The organism is Nocardia sp. NPDC052254, from assembly GCF_040679495.1.
Taxonomy (GTDB): Bacteria; Actinomycetota; Actinomycetes; order Mycobacteriales; family Mycobacteriaceae; genus Nocardia.
In genome coordinates, this window is record NZ_JBFAUW010000013.1 from 70,944 (window position 1) to 91,983 (window position 21,040).

The 21,040-nt window shown below is 66.5% G+C and carries 23 protein-coding genes and 1 pseudogene; 10 read left to right on the top strand and 14 right to left on the bottom strand.

Annotation, left to right across the window (positions count from 1 at the left end):
- Positions 1-39: 39 nt before the first annotated feature.
- From AB0L57_RS26685 to AB0L57_RS26715, 7 genes are all read right to left on the bottom strand, one after another.
- On the bottom strand, positions 40-141 hold the full coding sequence (locus AB0L57_RS26685; protein WP_003402602.1) for an AURKAIP1/COX24 domain-containing protein: 102 nt from the start codon (positions 139-141) through the stop codon (positions 40-42).
- A gap of 256 nt (positions 142-397) precedes the next feature.
- Positions 398-622, bottom strand: a complete 225-nt coding sequence (locus AB0L57_RS26690; protein ID WP_364967527.1) for a helix-turn-helix domain-containing protein — start codon at positions 620-622, stop codon at positions 398-400.
- A 182-nt stretch (positions 623-804) separates the two neighbouring features.
- Positions 805-1,623, bottom strand: coding sequence for a pyrroline-5-carboxylate reductase (gene proC / locus AB0L57_RS26695; protein ID WP_364967529.1), 819 nt, complete (start codon positions 1,621-1,623; stop codon positions 805-807).
- A 62-nt stretch (positions 1,624-1,685) separates the two neighbouring features.
- On the bottom strand, positions 1,686-2,504 hold the full coding sequence (locus AB0L57_RS26700) for a thioesterase family protein (protein WP_364967702.1): 819 nt from the start codon (positions 2,502-2,504) through the stop codon (positions 1,686-1,688).
- A 388-nt stretch (positions 2,505-2,892) separates the two neighbouring features.
- Entirely contained in the window at positions 2,893-3,756 is an 864-nt protein-coding gene (locus tag AB0L57_RS26705; RefSeq protein WP_364967705.1) for a sugar phosphate isomerase/epimerase, read from the bottom strand.
- A 49-nt stretch (positions 3,757-3,805) separates the two neighbouring features.
- Positions 3,806-5,386 (bottom strand): hypothetical protein, encoded by a 1,581-nt coding sequence (locus AB0L57_RS26710; RefSeq protein WP_364967532.1) that lies wholly within the window; start codon positions 5,384-5,386, stop codon positions 3,806-3,808.
- Positions 5,387-5,422: 36 nt separating this feature from the next.
- Entirely contained in the window at positions 5,423-6,418 is a 996-nt protein-coding gene (locus tag AB0L57_RS26715; RefSeq protein WP_364967534.1) for a Ppx/GppA phosphatase family protein, read from the bottom strand.
- A gap of 185 nt (positions 6,419-6,603) precedes the next feature.
- On the opposite strand from AB0L57_RS26715, the gene AB0L57_RS26720 reads away from it, so the two are divergent.
- The 3 genes from AB0L57_RS26720 (at position 6,604) to AB0L57_RS26730 (ending at position 8,398) form a co-directional block, all read left to right on the top strand.
- Positions 6,604-7,425, top strand: a complete 822-nt coding sequence (locus AB0L57_RS26720) for a hypothetical protein (RefSeq protein ID WP_364967708.1) — start codon at positions 6,604-6,606, stop codon at positions 7,423-7,425.
- Between the two features lie 24 nt (positions 7,426-7,449).
- The gene (locus AB0L57_RS26725) at positions 7,450-8,004 is read left to right on the top strand and encodes an NAD(P)H-dependent oxidoreductase (RefSeq protein WP_364967536.1); all 555 of its coding nucleotides are present in this window, start codon (positions 7,450-7,452) and stop codon (positions 8,002-8,004) included.
- A 79-nt stretch (positions 8,005-8,083) separates the two neighbouring features.
- Positions 8,084-8,398, top strand: coding sequence for a hypothetical protein (locus AB0L57_RS26730; protein ID WP_364967538.1), 315 nt, complete (start codon positions 8,084-8,086; stop codon positions 8,396-8,398).
- A gap of 81 nt (positions 8,399-8,479) precedes the next feature.
- Here the strand turns inward: AB0L57_RS26730 and AB0L57_RS26735 are convergent, their stop codons facing one another.
- The 4 genes from AB0L57_RS26735 to AB0L57_RS26750 all read right to left on the bottom strand — a co-directional run bounded on the left by AB0L57_RS26735 (position 8,480) and on the right by AB0L57_RS26750 (position 13,244).
- Entirely contained in the window at positions 8,480-9,169 is a 690-nt protein-coding gene (locus AB0L57_RS26735) for a response regulator transcription factor (RefSeq protein ID WP_364967541.1), read from the bottom strand.
- Positions 9,166-10,416 (bottom strand): ATP-binding protein, encoded by a 1,251-nt coding sequence (locus AB0L57_RS26740; protein ID WP_364967543.1) that lies wholly within the window; start codon positions 10,414-10,416, stop codon positions 9,166-9,168. The genes AB0L57_RS26735 and AB0L57_RS26740 overlap by 4 nt, the downstream gene beginning before the upstream one ends.
- Before the next feature lie 284 nt (positions 10,417-10,700).
- Entirely contained in the window at positions 10,701-11,048 is a 348-nt protein-coding gene (locus AB0L57_RS26745; protein WP_364967544.1) for a hypothetical protein, read from the bottom strand.
- A gap of 144 nt (positions 11,049-11,192) precedes the next feature.
- The gene (locus AB0L57_RS26750) at positions 11,193-13,244 is read right to left on the bottom strand and encodes a CocE/NonD family hydrolase (RefSeq protein ID WP_364967547.1); all 2,052 of its coding nucleotides are present in this window, start codon (positions 13,242-13,244) and stop codon (positions 11,193-11,195) included.
- Between the two features lie 382 nt (positions 13,245-13,626).
- Between AB0L57_RS26750 and AB0L57_RS26755 the strand changes: the two genes are divergently transcribed.
- Complete coding sequence (locus AB0L57_RS26755; protein ID WP_364967549.1) at positions 13,627-14,565, top strand: RNA polymerase subunit sigma-70; 939 nt, start codon at positions 13,627-13,629, stop codon at positions 14,563-14,565.
- Between the two features lie 99 nt (positions 14,566-14,664).
- A complete protein-coding gene (locus AB0L57_RS26760) occupies positions 14,665-15,267 on the top strand; it encodes a maleylpyruvate isomerase family mycothiol-dependent enzyme (protein WP_364967551.1) in 603 nt (200 codons plus the stop codon).
- A gap of 6 nt (positions 15,268-15,273) precedes the next feature.
- Here AB0L57_RS26760 and AB0L57_RS26765 read toward each other — a convergent pair whose 3' ends face one another.
- Positions 15,274-16,011, bottom strand: a complete 738-nt coding sequence (locus AB0L57_RS26765) for a phosphoglyceromutase (protein WP_364967554.1) — start codon at positions 16,009-16,011, stop codon at positions 15,274-15,276.
- 372 nt (positions 16,012-16,383) lie between these two features.
- On the opposite strand from AB0L57_RS26765, the gene AB0L57_RS26770 reads away from it, so the two are divergent.
- Together AB0L57_RS26770 and AB0L57_RS26775 are read left to right on the top strand one after the other, a co-directional pair.
- Entirely contained in the window at positions 16,384-16,509 is a 126-nt protein-coding gene (locus AB0L57_RS26770) for a hypothetical protein (protein WP_364967557.1), read from the top strand.
- A 64-nt stretch (positions 16,510-16,573) separates the two neighbouring features.
- Positions 16,574-17,620, top strand: a pseudogene (locus AB0L57_RS26775) (YeiH family protein); the annotation flags it as partial.
- A gap of 11 nt (positions 17,621-17,631) precedes the next feature.
- On the opposite strand, the gene AB0L57_RS26780 reads toward AB0L57_RS26775, so the two are convergent.
- Positions 17,632-18,336 carry an SDR family NAD(P)-dependent oxidoreductase gene (locus AB0L57_RS26780; RefSeq protein WP_364967560.1) on the bottom strand — a complete coding sequence of 235 codons (705 nt, stop codon included), beginning with the start codon at positions 18,334-18,336 and terminating at the stop codon, positions 17,632-17,634.
- Between the two features lie 76 nt (positions 18,337-18,412).
- Here AB0L57_RS26780 and AB0L57_RS26785 point away from each other — a divergent pair, with 76 nt between their 5' ends.
- The 3 genes from AB0L57_RS26785 (at position 18,413) to AB0L57_RS26795 (ending at position 19,818) form a co-directional block, all read left to right on the top strand.
- The gene (locus tag AB0L57_RS26785) at positions 18,413-18,820 is read left to right on the top strand and encodes a helix-turn-helix domain-containing protein (protein WP_364967563.1); all 408 of its coding nucleotides are present in this window, start codon (positions 18,413-18,415) and stop codon (positions 18,818-18,820) included.
- A 112-nt stretch (positions 18,821-18,932) separates the two neighbouring features.
- On the top strand, positions 18,933-19,514 hold the full coding sequence (locus AB0L57_RS26790; protein WP_364967566.1) for a DUF664 domain-containing protein: 582 nt from the start codon (positions 18,933-18,935) through the stop codon (positions 19,512-19,514).
- A 49-nt stretch (positions 19,515-19,563) separates the two neighbouring features.
- Complete coding sequence (locus AB0L57_RS26795; RefSeq protein ID WP_364967569.1) at positions 19,564-19,818, top strand: DUF4287 domain-containing protein; 255 nt, start codon at positions 19,564-19,566, stop codon at positions 19,816-19,818.
- A gap of 12 nt (positions 19,819-19,830) precedes the next feature.
- Here AB0L57_RS26795 and AB0L57_RS26800 read toward each other — a convergent pair whose 3' ends face one another.
- Entirely contained in the window at positions 19,831-20,880 is a 1,050-nt protein-coding gene (locus tag AB0L57_RS26800) for an ROK family protein (protein ID WP_364967572.1), read from the bottom strand.
- Between the last annotated feature and the right edge of the window lie 160 nt (positions 20,881-21,040).

Consider the following 21,040-nt stretch of genomic DNA (forward strand, 5'->3'; position numbering starts at 1 on the left):
ACTCGATGACGGGCATTCAGTTTGTTTCAGCGCTGAGGCCTACTTGCCGAGTTTGCGACGCTGCACACGCGTACGACGAAGCAGCTTGCGGTGCTTCTTCTTCGACATCCGCTTACGGCGCTTCTTGATCACAGAACCCATAGGGTTGTTCCTCGCGTTCTCTCTCTACCCTCGGCACGCACGACGGTTACGTACGCCCATCTTCCGGTTCGCTCGGCGGCCGCCAGGCAACCAGTGTTCAGCTGCCGAGCTGACACAGCATCGGCAGCCGGTAACACAACGGTGGTTCATCGTACCGGGCCAACCCACGGCGAACGAAACGGGCACCTGTGGTGCCCGGCTCGTCACCGCCGCGGATCGACGACATCGGCCACTTCCGAACCGGTTCTCACATCTGCTAGCCGGCGTCGAAATACGACGTCTGCAGATAGTCGTGCACCGCCTTCGCGTGCACCCGGAACGATCTGCCGACTCTCACCGCGGGTAGTTCTCCCGAATGAACCAGCCGATACACCGTCATCTTGGAAACCCGCATCAGATTCGCCACCTCGGCGACGGTGAGGAACTGCGTCCCTCCTCCACCGATGACGGGACCGGAACTCGCAGAGCTGTTTCCAGACATCATTGCACCACTGACCTCCGGCACGTCCGCGCCGCCAGCTTCCCCACCGGCGGAACAGACACGCACGTGCTCCCCTGAGCTTAGCGGGACCAGTGGGATTGCTGCGACGGGTGGGAGAAATAGCAGTGTCACCGGCGGATGTCACGTCACACGCCGAGCGACATCAGGTCGCCATGCGACGGTTACTCGCCGGTCGCACCCTGTTCGACCGAACGGCGCTTCGCGGCGTGCAGCGCTTCCCAGAAGGCCGAGCGCACACCACCGCGCTCGAGTTCCCGTACCGCCGCGGCCGTGGTACCCGCGGGAGAGGTCACCGCGGCCCGCAACTCGGCGGCGTCCTGTCCGGACTCCTCGAGCAGCGCCGCCGAACCGAGCATGGTCTGCACCACCAGTCCGGTGGCCACATCACGGGTCAGGCCCAGGCCCACACCCGCCTCCACCATCGCCTCGACGATGAGGAAGAAGTAGGCCGGTCCCGAGCCCGAGACCGCGGTGACCGCATCCATCTGGGTCTCGCTGACGGTCACGACCTTGCCGACCGCGCCCAGCAGTTCCGCCACGGTCTCCAGCTCCGCGGCCTTGGCGTAGCGCCCGGCCGCGATCGCGCTCATGCCCTGGCCGACCAGCATCGGGGTGTTCGGCATGACTCGCACCACCGGGAATCCGGCCGGCAACTTCGCCTCCACCCGGGCGGTCGGGATGCCCGCGGCCAGCGAGACCAGGATCTGATCGCGGTCGCTGTCGAGTTCGAGTTTGCCGAGTTCGCTCAGCACCGCGTCCACATCGTGTGGTTTGACCGCGACCACCAGCACATCGGCTCCGGTCGACGCTTCGGACAGGCTGTCGGTGACCCGGATGCCGAATCGCTCCCGTAGTACCTCCGCACGCGGCGCGACAGCCTCGACCACGACCAGATCCTTGGCAGGCCGCCCGGCCTCGAGCAGGCCGGCAATCAACGCCTCACCGATCCGTCCGCCACCGATCACCGCAATTCTCGTCATGAGGGCCAAGGCTATCCGTGCCGAGCCGCGGTCGGTGCGGCGGTATGGGCGGCGGGGCCGGCTCAGCGAGGCAGCGGAATCAGTGCCAGCTGACGCGTCTGGGCCACCACGGCACCGGTGCTGTCGAGCACCAGCTGATCCTCGTCGAACATCCGCTCACCGATCTCCTGGGCGGTCGCGATCACCCGCAGCCAGCCCGGGGCCGGCCGACGCCGCAGGTAGGTGGTGAGCTGGACGGTCGGGGCCCAGCCGAAGCGGCCCATGTTCATCGGCACCGGCGGGCTCATGTCGCCGGCCATCATGGCGAAGTAGGCGGCGACATCGGGATCGCGACCGTCGGCGGCGCGCGGCCGGATCCACAGCCGCAGCCGCGGCTCGCCCCGTTCACCGGACAGGAAGCGCGCCCACGACGTGTCGATGGCGACCGAAGCGCCCTGCGCGACGTTCACCATCCGGCCCATCGTCGAATCGGGCTCGTAGGTCTGCGCGTCGGCCGGCGGCTCGGGCGCCATGTCGGTCACACTCTCGCGGCGATACGCGGGCTCGGCGTCGTCGAGATGGCCGAAGGTGAATGCGGTGTGCACGAGCGTGCGGCCCGCCTGCACGAGATCGGTGTCGACCAGACAGATCTGGCGGCCCGTCTTACGGATCCGCACCTCGTACTCGACCTCACCCGGATCGGGTGCGCCGAGGAAATCGGTGCTGGCGGCGATCGCGAACATCTCGGCGAGTTCGGGATGAGCCGCGCGCAGCCGAGTCGTCGCCGCGGCGGCCGAACCGGCCACCATGGTTCCGCCGTGCACCTTCGGCCCGATCGTCCACACCGGATCGATCACTCCCCGATAGCGGACGACACCGTCACCGGCCGCCACTTCGGTCATCGCGCAGACCCGGCTGAAGGGCGCATCGTCCACATCAGGCCGCGCCGCCTCGATGGTCAGTTCCGTCACCCGCCGCTCCCGTCGATCATTGTGCGAAAGGCCCACCCCATGCCTCGTACGGCGTACAAGTCTGCCCGATGGCCGGGAGATTCCCTACCGACTGTGAGACACGTTGCACCCCCGCGTCACGCACAGCCGATCATCTCGGCGCCCGTACCCGAGCGACAGCACCCGAAGCGCCGACCTCGGCCGTCACTCGCCGAACTCGTCCTCCGAGGAGATGTGGGACCTGGTCGAGATGCCCGAACCGGGACTGGCGGTTACCACGCCAGCAAGGCCGACACCCACGAGACGGTGCACCCGCCGGAGCGAAGCGGAGGCAGAGAACTCACCGCGCCCCGGAGGGTTCCGGATTCGGCGCCGGCGCCCGGTGGTTCAGATGTGTCCGAGCGAATTCCAGCGAACGCTTCAGCATCGTGGCCCGGTCACCGGCCGTCCGGGCGTTCTGGGTGTTCACCTCGATCACCGCATGTCCGCTGAAGCCGTTGCGCACCAATGATTCACACACTTCCACACACGGCTGCGCGCCATCGCCGGGAACCAGGTGTTCGTCGTGTGCGGCGCCGCGGCCGTCGGCCAGGTGCAGGTGGGTCAGGCCGCTGCCCATGCGATCGGCGAGGATCAGCGGGTCCATACCGGCGGTGGCGGTATGGGACAGGTCCAGGGTGTAGTGCCGGAATCCGGTGTCGGTCGGATCGTAGGAGGGGCTGAACGCGGTGACCGAAAGGCCCGGTCCACCACGGCGTTCCAGCCGGCGCACCGAACCCTCGCGGCGGCCGAACAACGTATCCGCCCGCATCGGGAACATGTTCTCCACCGCGACCGCGACCGGACTGCCCTCTTCCAGTTCGGCGACCTGCGCGGCGAATCCGTCGGCATAGCGGCGTTGCCAGCGGAACGGCGGATGGACCACCACCGTGGCGGCGCCGAGAGCTTCCGCGGTGTGCACGCTGCGTTCGAGCTTCCCGATCGGATCGGAGCCCCAGACGCGCTGGGAGATCAGTAGGCACGGCGCGTGCACCGCCAGCACCGGCACCTCGTAGCGGCGCGCATAGGCCTGGACGGTGGCGATGCTCTGACTGGCGGGTTCGGCCCAGACCATCAGTTCCACACCGTCGTAACCGAGTTCGGCGGCATAACGGAACGCCGCCTCGGTGTTCTCCGGATAGACCGACGCCGTCGACAATCCCACCTGGACGGTGGTATCCACCTGACCGCTGTGCCCCACTGCCGCTCCCTGCTCAGTTCGTGCTGAGAAGGAAGGCTAGCGGTCCGAGCGTCACGAAGATGCCCACGACGACGGCGATCACCGTGCTGAGGATGTCGTCGGTGCGGCGCAGCACTCGGACCAGCGCCACCAGACCGAGGATGACGACCATCGCCAGGATCAGCGCGACGAAAGGCATGGTGTCCCAGATCTGCTCGAATCCCTTGAACAGCAACATACCCGCGACTGCCGCACCGACAGCTTGCCCGCCGAGAACCAGCCACTGCTTGCGGTTGGTGTCGCCGCCCGCGACCCGCAGCGACAGCGACGACACGGCCGGCAGCGAGGGCATCCGGAGCCCGGCCGGACGCTTCCATCGTGAGGGTTGTTCATCCTCGTCGTCGAGCAGTTCGTCGTCGTACTCGTCGTCGATGTCGTCATCGAGTTCGGGTTCGAGCGGCTCGTAGAACTCGGTGGCGGCCTCCGCGGGATCGAGTAGATCGATCACTCCGCGCCGTGGACCGCGATTGCGCCGCCCGTCGCCGCCGCGCTCGTTGGCATCGCGCAGCAGATCGCCGGCAACGGTCTCGCCCGACAGCAGTTGCGCATCCCGGCCGGCCAGCGACCACCCCGCGGACCGGTCCTCCTGCTGCTCGCCGGCACGACCATCGACACCGGGCGCGCCGTATTCGGGACCACCGAAATCCGGCTGCGCGAAATTCTGCTGGCCGTATTCGGGCCCGGGGAATCCGGGCTGATTGAAATCACGCGGGGGCGGGGCGGGAGCGGGTGCCCGCCGCCGCGCCGACCACGCCGGCAGGCCACGCGGCGCCTCCGCACCGTTGCGCCCCGGCGCGCCACCTCGGCCACCCGGTGCCGGGATGTCCGGAGCACCGAATTCGCGTGGGCCCGCCTCGGGCTCGGGTGCGGGCTCCCAGGGCGCGGCCACCGGATCGGCCTGCGGCGCACCGGAGAACGGCGGCACCACCATGGTGTGGCGCTCATCGGGGTCGGGCCGGTGACGGCGCCCGGGGCGGTTGGTGTCGGCCGGCTGTTCCGGCGCGAACGGGGCGGCCTCGTGTCCGTTCAGTGCCTCCCGCAACTCGCGCCGGGCGCGGCGTCCCGACGGCGCGGGCGGGGCATCGGGAGCGAATCCGGGGCTCTCGGGCGCGTAGTGCCCGGTCGATTCGGCGGGCGCGCCGTAGGCGTCCGGCGTCGAGCCGAATCCCCCGAAATCGGGTGCGGATCGATAACCGGGGTCGGGCGCCGGTTCGAATGCGGAGGGCTGGAACGAATTCGGCTGCTGCCAGGAGGGGGTGCTGCTCGGCTGCTCCCCCGCGAGCGGATCGTAGTAGCTGATCGGGCCCGACACCGGTGATTGGTTGTCGTATCCGGGCGCGGAGAGCTGGAAGTCGGGCATCTGTTCCGGCGCCGGCTCGGCGTCGGGAGCGGCGTGTGAAGAACCCTCCCGGACCTCGGGGATGTCACCGGTGAGATCGGTGACCGCGATGCCGCGTCCGCCACGACGCCGGCGCCCACCGCCGGAGGAGGGAACCCCCTGGCCGTTGCGCGCCAGCAGTTCGGCGACCGACAACTGCGTCGAATCCTCACTCATGCTGGATCCTTTCCGACATGACCGGTTCCGCAGCGATCATCGCGTCACGGTTTCGGTCGGGCCCGGCACACCGATGGGCCGAGAAGTACCCGTACCTGAATCGCTGCCCAGGTCGGTATCCAGTTTGCGCAGAATCAGTCCCTCGCGCAGCGCCCATGGGCAGATCTCGAGGGTGTCCAGCGACAACGCCCGCATACTCGCCTCCGCTACCAGTGCGCCGGCCACCAACTGCTGGGACCGATCGGAGCTGACACCTTCCAATTCCGCTCGGTCGGCGGCAGTCATCCGGGAGATGAAGGCGATCAGCTGACGCAAACCGGAACTGGTGAGGGTACGCCGCGCGCGCGGGCCCGCGGCCGAAGGGGCGGCGCCGGTGAGCCGGGCCAGCGAGCGGAATGTCTTGGATGTGCCGACGGCCAGATCGGGACGGCCGACCTCGAGCAGCTGTTTGGCGGGGATCACCAGTTCGGCGTCCAGCCAGTCGCGCAGCACCGCCACCTTGCGCTTACCCGGTGGATCGTCGTGCAGCCAGTCCCGGGTCAACCGGCCTGCGCCCAGTTGCAGTGACAATGCCGCGTCGGGCGCCTCGTCGCAGCCGTTGCTCATCTCGAGCGAACCGCCGCCGATATCGAGGTTGAGGATGCGCCCCGCACTCCAGCCATACCACCGCCGCACCGCGAGGAAGGTCAGCCGGGCTTCGTCGACGCCGGCCAGCACCTGCAGGTTCACCCCGGTGCGCGCCCGGATGTCGGCCAGCACCGCATCGGAGTTGGCCGCCTCCCGCAGCGCGGAGGTCGCGAACGCCATCAACTGCACACAACCGGAAGTCTTTGCGATACTGCCGAATTCGGAGATCGTCTTGGTGAGCTTGGCCGAGCCCTCGGGGGTGATGCATCCCGCGTCGTCCATGTTCTCCGACAGCCGCAGCGTGGCCTTGGTAGAGCTCATCGGCATCGGGTGTCCACCCCGATGCGCGTCCACCACGAGCAGGTGGACGGTATTACTTCCCACATCGAGCACACCGAGCCGCACATGAACACGGTACCGGGGTCGGCGCCGGGTCCGGAGGACGAACCGGAACTCCACCCCGCGGCGGGGCCGGGACTGGGAGCGCAGCGGGGTTGCTGTTAGCGTCTGGCGATGTGACCGCAGGAGCATCCGCGCACGCACCCGTCTCGCCGAACGAACCGTCCGGCGGGCTACGACCAGCAGCGAAGATCGATCCGGCGCCGGAGGTCGATCTCGACTTCCCGCGCGAGTGGATCGAGTTCGTGGATCCGGCAAACGACGAGCATCTGATAGCAGTCGATCTCACCTGGCTGCTGTCGAGCTGGACCTGCGTCTTCGGCACACCGGCCTGCCAGGGCATCATCGAGGGCCGCCCCGACGACGGCTGCTGCTCGCACGGCGCCTTCCTCTGCGACGACGACGATCGCAAGAAGCTGCAGAAGGCCGTCAAGCAGCTCACGCCGCAGGACTGGCAGCTGATGGACGAGGCCCGCGACACCGACGGGAAGGTCCGCAAGAAGCTGTATCTCGAGGAAGACGACCTCGACGGCGAGCCCGCCATCCGCACCCGCCGCCACGAGGGTGCGTGCATCTTCCTGAATCGTCCGGGTTTCGCCGGCGGTATCGGCTGCGCCCTGCACACCATGGCCCTGCGCACGGGGGTGGAACCGTTGACGGTGAAACCCGAGGTCTGCTGGCAGCTGCCGATCCGCCGCACTCAGGACTGGGTCGACCGCCCCGACGGCGAGCAGATCCTGCGCACCACCATCACCGAATACGACCGTCGCGGTTGGGGTCCCGGTGGCCTGGACCTGAACTGGTACTGCTCGGGTTCGCCCGATGCTCATACCGGCAGCCGACCGGTCTGGCAGTCCTACGCGCCCGAGCTGATCGAGCTGATCGGGCAACCGGCCTACGACGAACTGGCCCGGCACTGCCGGCGCCGTGAAGGGCTGGGACTGATCGCGGTACATCCGGCCACGACCGCCGCGCGCGCGAAGGCCGACACCGATCGGTGCGGGAATATCTGATCCGCCAAGGCATTTCGTACCCGTATGGGCAGCACTCGAATTCTGTTGATTTCCGGAAGCACTCGGCCGGGATCCACCAATACCGCCGCACTGCGCACATTCGCCGAAATCGCCGCACCGGATATCACGACCGAACTGTTCACCGATCTGGTCGATATCCCCGCCTTCGTCCCGGGCGATGAACAGTCACCGCCGGCGGTCTCCGCGCTGCGCCGGCAAATAGCCGCCGCCGATGGCGTGGTCTTCTGCTCGCCCGAATATGCGGGCCTGATCCCGGGTGCCCTGAAGAATCTTCTGGAGTGGACGGTCGGCACCGCCGACCTGCACGAGAAACCGGTCGCCTGGATTTCGGTGGCAGCACCCGGACGTGGTGAAGGAGCAGTTACATCGCTGCGCACGGTCCTCGGATATGTGGGTGCGACGGAAATCGAATCGGCGTGCCGGCGAATTACGGTGCAGGCCAGTATGGTCGGGGCCGACGGAGCGGTCACCGACGCCGCGGTACGGGCAGCACTCACCGAATCCGCGGCGGCATTCGGCGCATATCTTTCGACCACGAAATCGTCACGAGAATTGTGAAGCACCCCTGTACGGTCATCGGCCGGCCATGCGCGCGTCACGTCCTCGTGATAGGTATTTGGACATGATGAGGAAATTCGTGGTTACTGCAGTTCTCGCCGCCGGCGCGGCCCTGGCGCTGGCTCCGGCCGTGCACGCCGACCCCACCGCCGACCCCGCCCACTACTCGCTGCAGAACGACAACTTCGTCGCGTACAACGACCCGGCGGCGCTGCAGGCGCAGCAGAACGGCAAGCAGGTCGTCGTCAGCCCCTACGGCACGTCCAGGCCGATCGCCTGCCGGGACAACACCACGCCGCTCGACGATTGCTGGCAGAAGGACGACTTCGGCTGGTTCCAGTTGCAGAAGCAGGACGTGCCGCAGATCGGCACCGCCTGGGTGCATCTCGTTTAGCCCGGTCTGTCACCAGGCGTCTTCGACAGCGAAAGCCGCGCGACCGGACCGGCCGCGCGGCTTTCTTCGTGCTCGTGTCGCTCAGGCCTCGAGCTTGTAGCCCAGCCCACGGACGGTGACAAGATGTTCCGGCTTGGCCGGATCGGACTCGATCTTCGACCGCAGCCGCTTGACGTGCACGTCGAGGGTCTTGGTGTCACCGACGTAATCGGCGCCCCAGACGCGGTCGATCAGCTGGCCGCGGGTCAGCACCCGGCCGGAGTTGCGCAGCAGATATTCGAGCAGATCGAATTCCTTCAGCGGCAACGTCACCGATTTTCCGTTGACCTGCACGGTGTGCCGATCCACATCCATTCGCACCGGGCCGGCCTCGAGAACACCGCTGTCGCTGGACCCGTCCATCTCCTCACCGGCACCGCGCCGCAGTACGGCACGGATACGAGCGATCAACTCACGCGAGGAATAGGGCTTGGTGACATAGTCGTCGGCTCCCAGTTCCAGGCCGACCACCTTGTCGATCTCGCTGTCGCGGGCCGTCACCATGATCACCGGCACACTGCTGCGGGTACGCAGCTGCTTGCACACATCGGTGCCGCTCATTCCGGGCAGCATCAGATCCAGCAGGACGATGTCGGCGCCGGAGCGATCGAATTCCGACAGCGCGGATGGCCCGTCGCCCACGACCGTGACCTCGAAGCCCTCCTTGCGCAGCAGGAACGCGAGCGGATCGGCCAGCGACTCCTCGTCCTCGACGATCAACACACTGGTCATCGGGTTGCCTCCACACCGTTTTGTCCGGTCCGCCGGCGCGAACCTTCGTCGTTCTTGCCCACCCCGTTTGCGGTGGGATTCTTCCACTCCGCCTGCTCGGCGGAATTCTGATTGCCCGTTCGGCAGGCGGGAATGCGCAGGGTGAACGTGGAGCCGGTCCCCAGTTTGCTCCACAGCGTGATCTCACCGTTGTGGTTGGCCGCCACATGTTTGACGATGGCCAGCCCCAGTCCGGTTCCGCCGGTGGCGCGCGAGCGCGCCTTGTCCGCGCGGAAGAATCGTTCGAAGACCCGCTCCTGATCTTCCTTGGCTATTCCGATACCGCGATCGGTGACCGCGATGTTCACGTGCCCGTTGCGCAGCGACCGGCTCACCGAGACGTGCGAACCCTTGGGCGAATAGTTGATGGCGTTCTCGACCAGATTCGACAGCGCCGTCACCAGCAGCGTTTCGTCCCCGAGGATTTCGAGTCCGCTGTTGACGTCGGTGCTGACGGTGATCCCGGCCGCCTCGGCGGCAGTGCGGGACCGTTCCAGCGCGGCGTGCACCACGGTGTCCACATCCACGGCCTCGAGTTGTGGCAGTTTCTCCGCGCCCTGCAGTCGCGACAGCGCGATCAGCTCGGTGACCATCTTGCCCATCCGATCGGATTCGGTCACCAGCCGCTGCCCGAAATGGCGCACCGAATCCGGATCGTCGGCGGATTCCAGCATCGCCTCGGCAAGCAGGCTCATCGCACCGACCGGAGTCTTGAGCTCATGGCTGACATTGGCGACGAAATCGCGGCGGGTGGCCTCCATCCGGGCCTGTTCGGAGTCGTCGTCGGCGAACAACACGACGAAATTGGAATTTCCGCGGGACAACGACCGCGCCACTCCGCGCACCGCGATGGAACTGCGACCCGGCAGCGGGTTTTTCAGGGTCTGATCGAATTCGACATCCTCGCCGGTGGCGATGACCTTCTCGACGGCCACCCAGGCGCGCTCATCGAGCAGCCGATTACGTACCAGCCCCAATTCCTCGGCTCGCGGATTGACCAGCACCACATCACGATATTCGTCGACGACGGCGATACCGCTTTCCGACGCGAGCACGATCAGATCCAATACCTGAGACATCGTCATGCCCGATTCGGCCGCGCGCCGCTGAGCCTGCCGGGCGTTCACATACGGAATGACCAAGCCGCCGACAGCCAGACCGACTACGGCCGCGAGTACTGCCAACAGCACGGCCTGGGGAACGCTCACATATGGAATCGTACGGTCGCACACACGCACACCAAACCCGGGTTGACGAAGTTTCGTGCAGGTCACGGCCGATTACGCGATCGTTGGCCACCTGTTCACGCAAAGTTGGCCGAGGCGAGGATTAGCCCTGAACGGCGGGTTTCGGCCGCCGAATCGGCCGCTCACCCCCATATTTCGTGACGGCGCCACACATCCGGCGTCTCGGCGCGGCGTGGCTGGATCGCCTCGGCGTGTCGGCTCGGGGCAGCGGCGCGTCCCCCCGCCGACGAACTGTGACGTTCGCCTCAGTCCCACGCGCTGCGAACCCGGCGGAATACGAAGACCACCGGAATGGTGCCCACATACGCCAGGCACAGTGCGATCACCGCCACGAATATGCCGTCGAAGAACACCCGCATCACGCTGTAGCCGTCCCAATCGAACATCGCGCGCGCGAGCAGAGTCCAGAACCAGGCCTGCGCCGCCAGCGATGTGAACACGACGGCCGGCGGAATATCGCGGAACTTGTTTCCCACCCGCGGATCTCGCTTGGGGCCGTTCATATCCGGCTCGACCCGGCCGACGAGCACGAGAAACCAGTAGATCAGCACCCAGATCACACCCAGCGTGAACAGCACGGTCGGGAAAGCCATTGTCGCACCGAAGAATCCACCCACCCGAATCAGCTCCCCTCCCAGTGACGCTGTGACGACTATATCGCCCGGCGCCACACCGTGAAGAGTCCCGGATACACACGCCGTTGTGCGTATCCGGGACAGTCGGTGAGCCCTACGGGTTCACCAGCCCGAGTCCCCCTTGACCGGAATGTTCACGAAACTGGGGGCATTCGGATCGAGTTGCAGATGTTCCGGCTTCAGACCGGTATCGATGAGCATCGGCATGATCGGCAGCCCCTTGGGGAAGTTACCGGCGAACACGTCGACGCGCAGCCGATGCCCCGGCGCCAGCACCGCCTGGGTGGCGGACAGGGCGATGTTCAGTTCGGTCGCCTCACCCGGCACCGTCGGCTGCCGCTTGTCCAGCGAGGTGTAGGCCCGCGGATCGGTGTAATCGCCGCTGTCCGAACGACTGCTGTTGGCCTCGTCGACCTCCCGCAACGACGCCATCAGCTGGCCGGAGGACAGCACCGTCGATCGCCCGTCGGGCGCGACATCGTTCACGGTCACGGTCCAGTACCCGTCGGCCGCGTCCTGAACGGTGTTGAGCCGCACCGCGATCGGACCCGAGATGGTGGTCTCGCCCACGACCGGCGCGCTGGTGAAGGTGAGCGCGCCGGTCTCCGCGATCCGGGAATCCTTGGCACAACCGTCCAGCACCGCCAGCACACCCGCGGTGGCCTGCGCGGCATCGTTGGAGCACAACGTGGTCAGACCGGGGGCAACCGTCAAACTGGCCGGCGCACCGGTGAATTCACCGGTGAGCGAACCGTCGTGGACGCTGCCCGCGGTGCCGCTGCGATCGCCCGACAGATACATCCGCCGATAACGAGCCGCCTCCTCGGCGGGGGCCGACGGCCCGAATCCGCCCTGGGTGATCCAGCCGCCACCCTGCTGGCGCAATGTCACCGGGCCGTAGGTGTCGATGCCGTTGTCGATTCCCTTGAGCCACTTGTCGAACCACGCGCGCTGTAGTACATCCAGCCGCGGCGGCAGTCCCGGTGCACCGTATTCGTTCCCCGAATTGAGGTGGTAGGTGTTGCCCATGAACAGCTGCTTCTGTCCGGGCGGCAACGGAATCTCGTTGTAGATCTTGGATTCCGAGTAGGTGAAAAGATCGTGCCAGCCACCGGTGACGAAGGTCGGCACCTGAATCCGGCTCGGATCGCCCAGCCACGCCTGCCGTTCGGAGGACATGTCGTTCAACATGCCCTTCACGCGCGGATCGAGAGTGGCCATATCCGTATTGGTGTAGGCGTTCAGCAGCACATCCATATAGGTGTACGGATCACTGATGCGGTCGCTGAGCCAGGTGTTGTCGAATTTCCCGGTCAGGATCGACTGCACATCCGGAACCCATTTCAAGCTGTTGATCGCGGTCAGCCACAACGGAATGAAGTTGAATCCGAATCCGCCGCCCGGGGCGAGCACATCGTCGACGAGATCGCTGCCCGGGACGACCGGGAAGATCGCCTTCAGCGCCGGCGGCGCCTTCTCCGCGGCCTGCACCTGATTGATGCCCGAATAGGACAGGCCGTTCATACCGACCTTGCCGTCGGACCACGATTGCCGTGCGGCCCAATCGATCACCTCGACGGTATCCTGTTGTTCCCGCTGCCGCAGCATGTCCCATTCCCCCTGGGAGAAGCCGGTACCGCGAACATCCACCACGACCTGGGTGTAACCACTCTTGATCAACTGCCGGTCGATGGCGAAGTTGCGGAGTTCACCGCCGCCGAACGCCTTGGTCAGATCGGTGACGCCGGACAGCGGAGTGCCGCCGAGATCGATCTGGCGCAGCAGATTCAGCAGTCCGTCCGACAGCCCCGGAATGGAATTGGCGTGGTCGGCCAGATTCGACACCAGTTTCGTGTACGGGGTCATGTTCACGACCACGGGCGTGCGGGTGTCGACCGGACGGCTGGCGGTATCCGCCGGCCGGTAGACATTGCCCTTCAGCACCGTGCCGTCACTCATCGTGATGGGCACATCCCAATCGATGTGAATATTCGGATACTGCTGGGGCCCATCCTCGGCGGCGGTCCACCCGGCACCCGCGGCGCCACCGTCCGGGCCGGTCGCGACGGGTCCGGCGTGCGCCGGAACAGCGAAGAAGGGGACGGTCACCGCGGCCGCGACGGCGGCAACTGTGGCGCGTAACGCGTACTTCATCGGACGTGACCCGCCTCTCGAAATGGTCGAACGTCCGAGAGTGTATCTACCGCCGAGTAAGTTGCAAACCAGCGGCTACGACCAATGCAAAGAAACCCTCTCAACTTCTCAGCCTCTCACCCCAGGTCTACTACCAGCAGAAATTCCGTCGGCTCACCTACCGAAAGTTACCCACACCACTCCCTACCGGCCCGAATGCGACTACCGCCGATGACGAACCCAGAAGCGTTCGCCGCCACAGCAATTCGATAGCAAAGGCAGGTCGAGAGAGGCAGGGATCACATATCCGGTGAGTTTGACATATCGACCGACCAAATCGGCGGAATTCGGCCGCGGAATGGCGCGACGAATCGGGCGAACGCCGCCGGTATCGTGCATCGGCATGACATCCACGCCGGGTGCGACGGAGCTCGAGGCGCTACGGATTCCGCTCACCGGATACTGCTACCGCATGCTCGGCGGTTCGTCGGAGACCGAGGACGCGGTGCAGGAGACCCTGCTGCGCGCATTCCGCGAGATCGGCACCTTCGATCCGGCACGAGCACGGCTCACCACCTGGGCGCACCGCATCGCGCACAATGTCTGTGTCGATCTGCTGCGGGCCACGAGTCGGCGCGCCTCCCCGATGGACATCGATGACCTGGGTGAACCCGGTGTCTTCGGCGAACCCATGGCACCAGGGGCCTGGGTGGAACCGATGCCGGGCTCGCATCTGATCGCCGCGACCGATCCCGCGCAGCGAGTGATCGAGCGCGAATCGATCCGGCTCGCATTCGTGGCCGTTCTCCAACTGCTGACCCCGCCGCAGCGAGGCGCGCTGATTCTGCGAGATGTGCTGGCCTTCTCGGCAGCGGAGACCGCCGAGATCCTGGGCAGCAGCACGGCGGCGGTCAACAGCGCACTCCAGCGCGCGCGAGCCACTCTGGCCGAACATCGGACGACGGCGGTATCCGATGCGACCGCGCTCGATCTGGCCGAACGTTACCTACGAGCGTTCGAAACCCACGACCTGGACGGGCTGGTCGCCGTGCTGCACACCGATGTGACGACCTCGATGCCGCCGCTGCGCTGGTGGATGCGCGGCTCGGCGACGGTGGCAGCACTGGTCGCCGCGAGCGATGCCTGCGCCGCCGACCGGTTGCTGGTCACCGATGTCAACGGGCAGATCGGCTTCGGCCAGTACCGCCCCGACGACACCGGCGTTCTGAAACCATTCGCACTGGTAGGGCTGGAATTCCGAGACGAGCGGATCGGACATACGACGACATTTCTCGGCACCGGTGAGCGCTTCGCGGAGTTCGGCCTTCCCCCTCGTTTGTGACTCGGGCCGGGGCGCGGCGATGAGTTTCGCGATCCTCGGACGTACAAGTGATGTCGGCACCGTCCGGGTCGACGCTCACCGTCTTGTCGAGGAGACCACATGACCGCGACCGAATCCACGCTGCGAGCCGAGACCTTCGCCGAACGCCGGCGCCTCGCCGGACTGCTGGCCGAGCTGACACCCGCGCAATGGGCGGCGCCCTCACTCTGCGCGGGCTGGCGGATCCGGGAGGTCGTCGCCCACATCACGCTCGCCTATCGGCATTCGGGTCTGCGGGTGATCACCGGAATCATCGCCGCGGGCGGCAATTTCAACCGGTTCAGCGACCGCATCGCACATCGTGACACCACCGCGCTGTCCGACGACGATCTGCTCACATCGCTGCGTGCGAATATCGAACACCCCTGGCGCCCGCCGCGCGGTGGACAACAGGGAGCATTGGCCCACGATGTCTTCCACGGCCTCGACATCACCGAGCCGCTCGGGCTCCCCCAGCCACCCGCCGACCGGATCGCACTCGCGGTGGGCGATCCGGATCGACGGCAGCTGGCCTATTTCGGTGTGCATCTCGACGGCCTCGCACTCGAGGCCACCGACACTGATCTCCGGATCGGAAACGGGGCACCGATTCGGTTGCCCGCCAAGGATATTGCGCTGATCGTCGGCGGACGGCAGCCGGTGCCGGATCCCGGCATCGGCTAGGACCGGCTACTTACCGCCCTGGCCGGCCACCGCGGCGGCACCGGCAGCGGCGGCCTCGGGGTCCAGATATTCGGCGGGGCCGACCGGACGGAGGTTCTCGTCCAGTTCGTAGCGCAACGGAATACCGGTGGGAATGTTCAACCCGGCGATGTCCTCGTCGGAGATTCCGTCCAGATGCTTCACCAGGGCGCGCAGTGAATTACCGTGCGCCGCAACGAGAACAGTCTTGCCCGCGACCAGATCCGCGGAGATGGTGGATTCCCAGTACGGGATCATGCGCGCCACCACGTCCTGCAGGCATTCGGTCGGCGGGACCTCGATGCCGGCGTACCGCGGATCACCGGCCTGGCTGTACTCGCTGTCGTCCTCGATCGGCGGCGGCGGGGTGTCGTAGCTACGGCGCCACGTCATGAACTGATCGTCGCCGTACTCGTCCCGGACCTGCGCCTTGTTCTTACCCTGCAGCGCGCCGTAGTGGCGTTCGTTGAGCCGCCAGTCCCGGACCACCGGAATCCAGTGCCGATCGGCGGCGTCGAGCGCGATATTCGCGGTGCTGATCGCGCGGCGCAGCAGCGAGGTGTAGACGATATCGGGCGCGATACCGTGTTCGGCCAGCAGTTCACCGGCCCGTTTCCCCTCGGCGACACCCTTGTCGGTGAGGTGCACATCCACCCAGCCGGTGAACAGATTCAGAGCATTCCATTCGCTTTCGCCGTGGCGCAGCAACACGAGGGTGTACGTCATGCGCCCATGCTAGCGGGGCGGCGACCCGGTACCGCCGCCACGTCGGCCGACCACGAATCGGATATCCGTCCCCACCGCCACACTCGAAATTCGGCATTGTCGCGACCGCCGATCGGTCATGCAAATTTGCTATCAACAGCTTTTCGGCGGGTAATTCGGATGAGCATCGCACCGGGCGGCGTCACATGATGTGGTGGTTGCGCCGAGACCGGCAACCGACCGGCGTCGACGCGGCCGGGTGGTCGCTGTGCGATCGAGTAGGGGATACCGAATCTCGCTGATTCCATTACTTTCCCGGCGGCACGGCGAACCTCATGATGACGGCTGATCGCGGGAACGCATCGCGATCGGCCGTGACGAGGGAGTCGGCGAATGAGTGAACCTGTATCCGTATCCTCGGCGCTGCGGCGCGTCGGCGTCGATTGGTGGGCGGTGATCGTCGCGGGCCTGTTCGTGACACTCGCCCTGGGCGATGTCCTGCCGAAGATTCCGTGGTGATCCGATGAGCGTCGAAACAACCACTCCCGCAAAGGACTCCGGCACACTTCGCGATATCGCGGCATATCTGCCGGGTATCGCGTTGCTGATCGCGGTCGGCCTGCTCGGCAAATACACCCAGATCTGGGTGAACGATCTGGTACACGATCACCACTGGCGGTTTCCTGATATCGAATATGTCCTGTGGGCCATCGTTTTCGGGCTGCTCATCGCCAATACCGTCGGCGTGCCACGGATATTCAAGCCCGGTATCGGCACCTACGAATTCTGGCTGAAAGCCGGCATCGTGGCGCTGGGCTCCCGGTTCGTACTGGGTGATGTCGCGAAATTGGGCGGCACCAGCTTCGTGCTGATACTGATCGACATGACGGTGGCGGGGGCGATAATCCTCACCGTCGCGCACCTGCTGGGCCTGACCGGAAAGCTGGGTTCACTACTGGCCGTGGGGACTTCGATCTGCGGGGTCTCCGCGATCGTGGCCGCGAAGGGCGCCATCCGGGCCCGGAATTCGGAGGTGAGTTACGCGATCGCCGCCATTCTCACTCTCGGCGCGGTCTCGTTGTTCACCCTGCCCGCCATCGGCCACGGGCTGGGCCTGACCGACCACGAATTCGGTCTGTGGTCCGGGCTCGCCGTGGACAACACCGCCGAGACCACCGCCACCGGCTACGCCTATTCCGAGGAGGCCGGCAAGCTCGCGGTTCTGGTGAAGTCGACCCGCAACGCGCTGATCGGCTTCGTGGTGCTCGGCTTCGGCCTCTTTTGGGCCGCACGTGGCGAGGCCGACTCGATCGCACCCGGAGTTCGCGCCAAGGCGGCGTTCGTCTGGGCGAAGTTCCCGAAATTCGTGCTCGGCTTCCTGGCGGTTTCGGCCCTGGCCACCGCGCACTGGATCGACAAGGCGCAGCTCGCGAACCTCGCCAACCTGTCGAAGTGGGCCTTCCTGCTCACCTTCGCCGGGGTCGGCCTCAACACCGACTTCCGGGAACTGGGGCGTTCGGGATGGCGGCCACTGGCCGTGGCGGTGGTCGGACTGGTCGTGGTGGCCACGGTGTCACTCGGGCTGGTGCTGTTCACCTCCCGGGTGCTGCATTGGGGTGTGGTCGGCTGACCGTCCGGGGCTCACACCGGCTGGAAGCCGAGGGCGGTTTCGAAGGTGTCGCGGTTGCGGGCCAGGTCGTACCAGCGGTCGGCGATGGCGTCCGGGTCGCCGTCGCCCGCACCGGGGGCGATGGGGAGACCGATCGAGAGGTGGCCCACGTAGACACCGTCGGCGGCGAGATCGTCGCGAATTGCGGTGGCCCAGTTGCGGAGTCCGGCCAGGGCGATGCCCGCGTTGCCCATCATGGCCATGGGAACGATCGCGGACATGCCGGTGGTGAACAGCAGTGCGCCGTCATGTGCGGCACGCATGGCGGGAAGGACCGTCCGGGATGCGGTGAGCGCACCGGAGACGAGCAGGTCGAACTGGGCACGAGCCGAGACCGGGGTGGTGTCCAGGGCACTGGTGAAACCGAGGTCGGCGGGGTTCGGAAACCGGCCTGACGTGTGATCCCAGGTGGCACCGGGGCTGTAGGACATGACGCCGATGCGGCCGAGCCGGTCGGCTGCGGTGCCGAGCGCCGCGGTCAGGGCCGATTCGTCGGTGACGTCGGCGGGGAAGACGCCCGCGGTGATTCCCTCCTCGCGCAGGGATGTGGCGATCGAGTCGAGTTTCGCCTCGTTGCGAGCGATCAGTGCGACCGGATGGCCCGCGGCCCCGAATCGGCGGGCGATCGCGCGCCCCAGACCGGGCCCGGCACCGACGACGGCAATGGTGGACGACATGGTTTCTCCTGATGGTTACTATTTGTATGTAATGCCACGCTAACGATGCGTGCGCCGGTCCACAAAAGGCACTTTCATGTCAGAAACGCAGGTCACGACGATCGAAGGCCCGATACATCCGTGCGCGGCCTGGCCCGACAACGGCCGCACCATCCGCCGGACTCTCGATCGGGTCGGTGACAAATGGTCGGTGCTGGTGATCGGAATCCTCGCCGTGTCCGGACCACTGCGGTTCGGCAGTCTGCATCGGCGCGTGCCCGGAATCTCCCAGCGCATGCTCACCCTCACCCTGCGCCACCTCGAACGCGACGGCTTACTCAGCCGCACCGCCTACGCGGAATTCCCGCCGCGCATCGAATATCAGCTGACCCCACTGGGCGACAGCCTCCGCACCGTGGTCACCGCACTGGCCCAGTGGGCCACCGACCACGATGCCGAAATCGAGGCCGCCCGGCGGGAATTCGACTCGGCCGCAAGCGAATAGAATTCGCGGCCGCCGCAGGACGAGCGAACACATCGCCCCGCGGCCGGATCACACCGCCGCCAACCTCACCGAATCCCGTGGCAGGACCCGCGATCGGTCCTACGGTTGTTCCATGAGCCACACCCATTACCCATGGGAGCCACCGCTGGCCGGTAGCGAGGTCGAACATCTTCTCGGTGCGCTCAACCGGCTGCGCACAACCTTTCGCTGGAAAGCCGACGATCTCGGCGAGGCCGGATTGCGGGCCCGGATGGGCAGTTCCACACTCACCCTCGGCGGCCTGCTCAAACATCTTGCGGCCGCCGAGGATTGCATGTTCACGACCAAATTGAACGGAACCCCGATGGGTGCGCCGTGGGAGGCCATGGGCTGGAGCTGCGACCAGGACTGGGAGTTCACCTTCACCTCCGCGGCCCACGACACACCAGAACAGCTCTATACCCTGTGGGACAGCGCCGTTCATCGATCCGGAGTACGGCTCGATGCCGCCCTGGCCGCGGGCGGCCTCGACCAGCTGGTCCATCTGTCCTGGATCGACGGGCGCCACCTGAGCCTGCGCAGACTGGTCTGCGATCTGATCGAGGAATACGGCCGGCACACCGGACATGCCGATCTGCTGCGCGAAGCCGTGGACGGGTTGGTCGGTGCGGATCCACCGGCCGGATGGCGCCCCAGAAACGGACATCCGGTGTGATGCGCATCACTTCCGTCAGGGATGAATACCGCGAACAGGCACCGTCCACATGAGCATGAGCGCACAACAGAGCAGTAGCCAGAGCCAGGTCGGCCAGGTCGGTGAGGTCAAGGGCCCCGCCTCCTACTTCCCGTCCATCGAGAAGAAGTATGGACGCCCGGTCGAAGAGTGGTTCGAGGTCATCCGAGGATCCGAGCTGACCAAGCACATGGAACTCGTGGCCTGGCTCAAAGGTGAACACGGACTCGGCCACGGGCACGCCAATGCCCTCGTCGCCCATGTGCGCGGTATCGACGGGAAGTAGCGCCGGGCCGTTTCACCGGCTGGATTCGGCCGCGAGAAGCGCCGCACCGACCAGGGTGGCACCGTCGGTGATGGCGGATTTCGTGACCTGCAACGACCGGGTGAAGGTCAGGCGCGCGTGCCGGGACACCGCCGCGCGAAGCGGATCCCACAGGAGCGGACCGGATTCGGCGAAACCGCCACCGATCACCACCCGGTCCAGATCCAGCGTCGCCGCGGCAGAGGAGATCGCTTGCCCCAGTGCCGTTCCCGCGCGCGCCAGGGCAGCGGCCGCGCGCACGTCACCGGCGTTCGCATCGCGCGCCAGCTCCGTCCCCGTGGTTCCGGCCCAGCCCTGCGCGCGGGCCCATCGCACCGAGGACATCCCGCTCGCGACGGCCTCCACACAGCCGACACCACCACACGCGCACGGCACATCCCAGCCCGGCACGACGATGTGACCGACATGGCCCGCATTACCGGTGCGGCCGAACAGCACTCGGCCGCCATCGATGATGCCGCCACCGATGCCGGAGGAAACCGTCATCGCCAGACCGGACCGGACGCCGCGCAGGCCCCCGAGGCGATACTCGGCCAGGACCAGTGCGGCCCCATCGATCGCGAAGTGAATCTCCGCGTGCGGGAACAACTCTCGCACCGCGTCGACGACGCCGAAACCGTCGCGCCATTCCGGGATGTTCAACGGCGCGGCGGTTCCCGCGCGCACGTCCACCGGACCGGCGGAGGCGATACCGACCGATGTCACCGCGAATCGCTCACCCGCACAGGATTCGTCGGCGGTCGCGGCATCGACCACGCGCCGTAACAGCTCACGACACGCCTCCCACACACCACTCGCGGGCACATCGACCCGGTGCAGGTGCCGGAGCGGGAAATCGGCTGCGCGCCCGGGCTGCTCGGCGGAAGTATCCGAAGCCGCCGTGTCGCCGGCGAAGGCGGCAGTGGCGGCGACCGAACCCGCCGACTCCGAAACAACCGCGAGCTCGGACGGTGTCGTCGATCCCGTCGACAGGACCGCCGCGGCGAACTTCGTCGCGCCGATATCCAACGCCAGCACACCCATACGGCAACCGCCTCCTCCACACACGATCCGGGCGCCGCGCGCTACCGCACCGGCATCGACGAACGGTACGGCCCGAAACCACGATGAGACATGACCGCAGCGAACCGGTTCGATCCAGCCTGCGCCCTCACCGTACGGAGCGCGCCGGCGTCCCGGCCGA

Excerpts from the sequence above, each read along its gene's own strand:
- AB0L57_RS26685 (WP_003402602.1), bottom strand. The coding sequence starts at position 141 with ATGGGTTCTGTGATCAAGAAGCGCCGTAAGCGGATGTCGAAGAAGAAG.
- AB0L57_RS26690 (WP_364967527.1), bottom strand. The coding sequence starts at position 622 with ATGTCTGGAAACAGCTCTGCGAGTTCCGGTCCCGTCATCGGTGGAGGA.
- proC (WP_364967529.1), bottom strand. The coding sequence starts at position 1,623 with ATGACGAGAATTGCGGTGATCGGTGGCGGACGGATCGGTGAGGCGTTG.
- AB0L57_RS26700 (WP_364967702.1), bottom strand. The coding sequence starts at position 2,504 with ATGACCGAAGTGGCGGCCGGTGACGGTGTCGTCCGCTATCGGGGAGTG.
- AB0L57_RS26710 (WP_364967532.1), bottom strand. The coding sequence starts at position 5,386 with ATGAGTGAGGATTCGACGCAGTTGTCGGTCGCCGAACTGCTGGCGCGC.
- AB0L57_RS26725 (WP_364967536.1), top strand. The coding sequence starts at position 7,450 with ATGGGCAGCACTCGAATTCTGTTGATTTCCGGAAGCACTCGGCCGGGA.
- AB0L57_RS26735 (WP_364967541.1), bottom strand. The coding sequence starts at position 9,169 with ATGACCAGTGTGTTGATCGTCGAGGACGAGGAGTCGCTGGCCGATCCG.
- AB0L57_RS26745 (WP_364967544.1), bottom strand. The coding sequence starts at position 11,048 with ATGGCTTTCCCGACCGTGCTGTTCACGCTGGGTGTGATCTGGGTGCTG.
- AB0L57_RS26750 (WP_364967547.1), bottom strand. The coding sequence starts at position 13,244 with ATGAAGTACGCGTTACGCGCCACAGTTGCCGCCGTCGCGGCCGCGGTG.
- AB0L57_RS26755 (WP_364967549.1), top strand. The coding sequence starts at position 13,627 with ATGACATCCACGCCGGGTGCGACGGAGCTCGAGGCGCTACGGATTCCG.
- AB0L57_RS26760 (WP_364967551.1), top strand. The coding sequence starts at position 14,665 with ATGACCGCGACCGAATCCACGCTGCGAGCCGAGACCTTCGCCGAACGC.
- AB0L57_RS26765 (WP_364967554.1), bottom strand. The coding sequence starts at position 16,011 with ATGACGTACACCCTCGTGTTGCTGCGCCACGGCGAAAGCGAATGGAAT.
- AB0L57_RS26770 (WP_364967557.1), top strand. The coding sequence starts at position 16,384 with ATGAGTGAACCTGTATCCGTATCCTCGGCGCTGCGGCGCGTCGGCGTC.
- AB0L57_RS26780 (WP_364967560.1), bottom strand. The coding sequence starts at position 18,336 with ATGTCGTCCACCATTGCCGTCGTCGGTGCCGGGCCCGGTCTGGGGCGC.
- AB0L57_RS26785 (WP_364967563.1), top strand. The coding sequence starts at position 18,413 with ATGTCAGAAACGCAGGTCACGACGATCGAAGGCCCGATACATCCGTGC.
- AB0L57_RS26790 (WP_364967566.1), top strand. The coding sequence starts at position 18,933 with ATGAGCCACACCCATTACCCATGGGAGCCACCGCTGGCCGGTAGCGAG.
- AB0L57_RS26795 (WP_364967569.1), top strand. The coding sequence starts at position 19,564 with ATGAGCATGAGCGCACAACAGAGCAGTAGCCAGAGCCAGGTCGGCCAG.
- AB0L57_RS26800 (WP_364967572.1), bottom strand. The coding sequence starts at position 20,880 with ATGGGTGTGCTGGCGTTGGATATCGGCGCGACGAAGTTCGCCGCGGCG.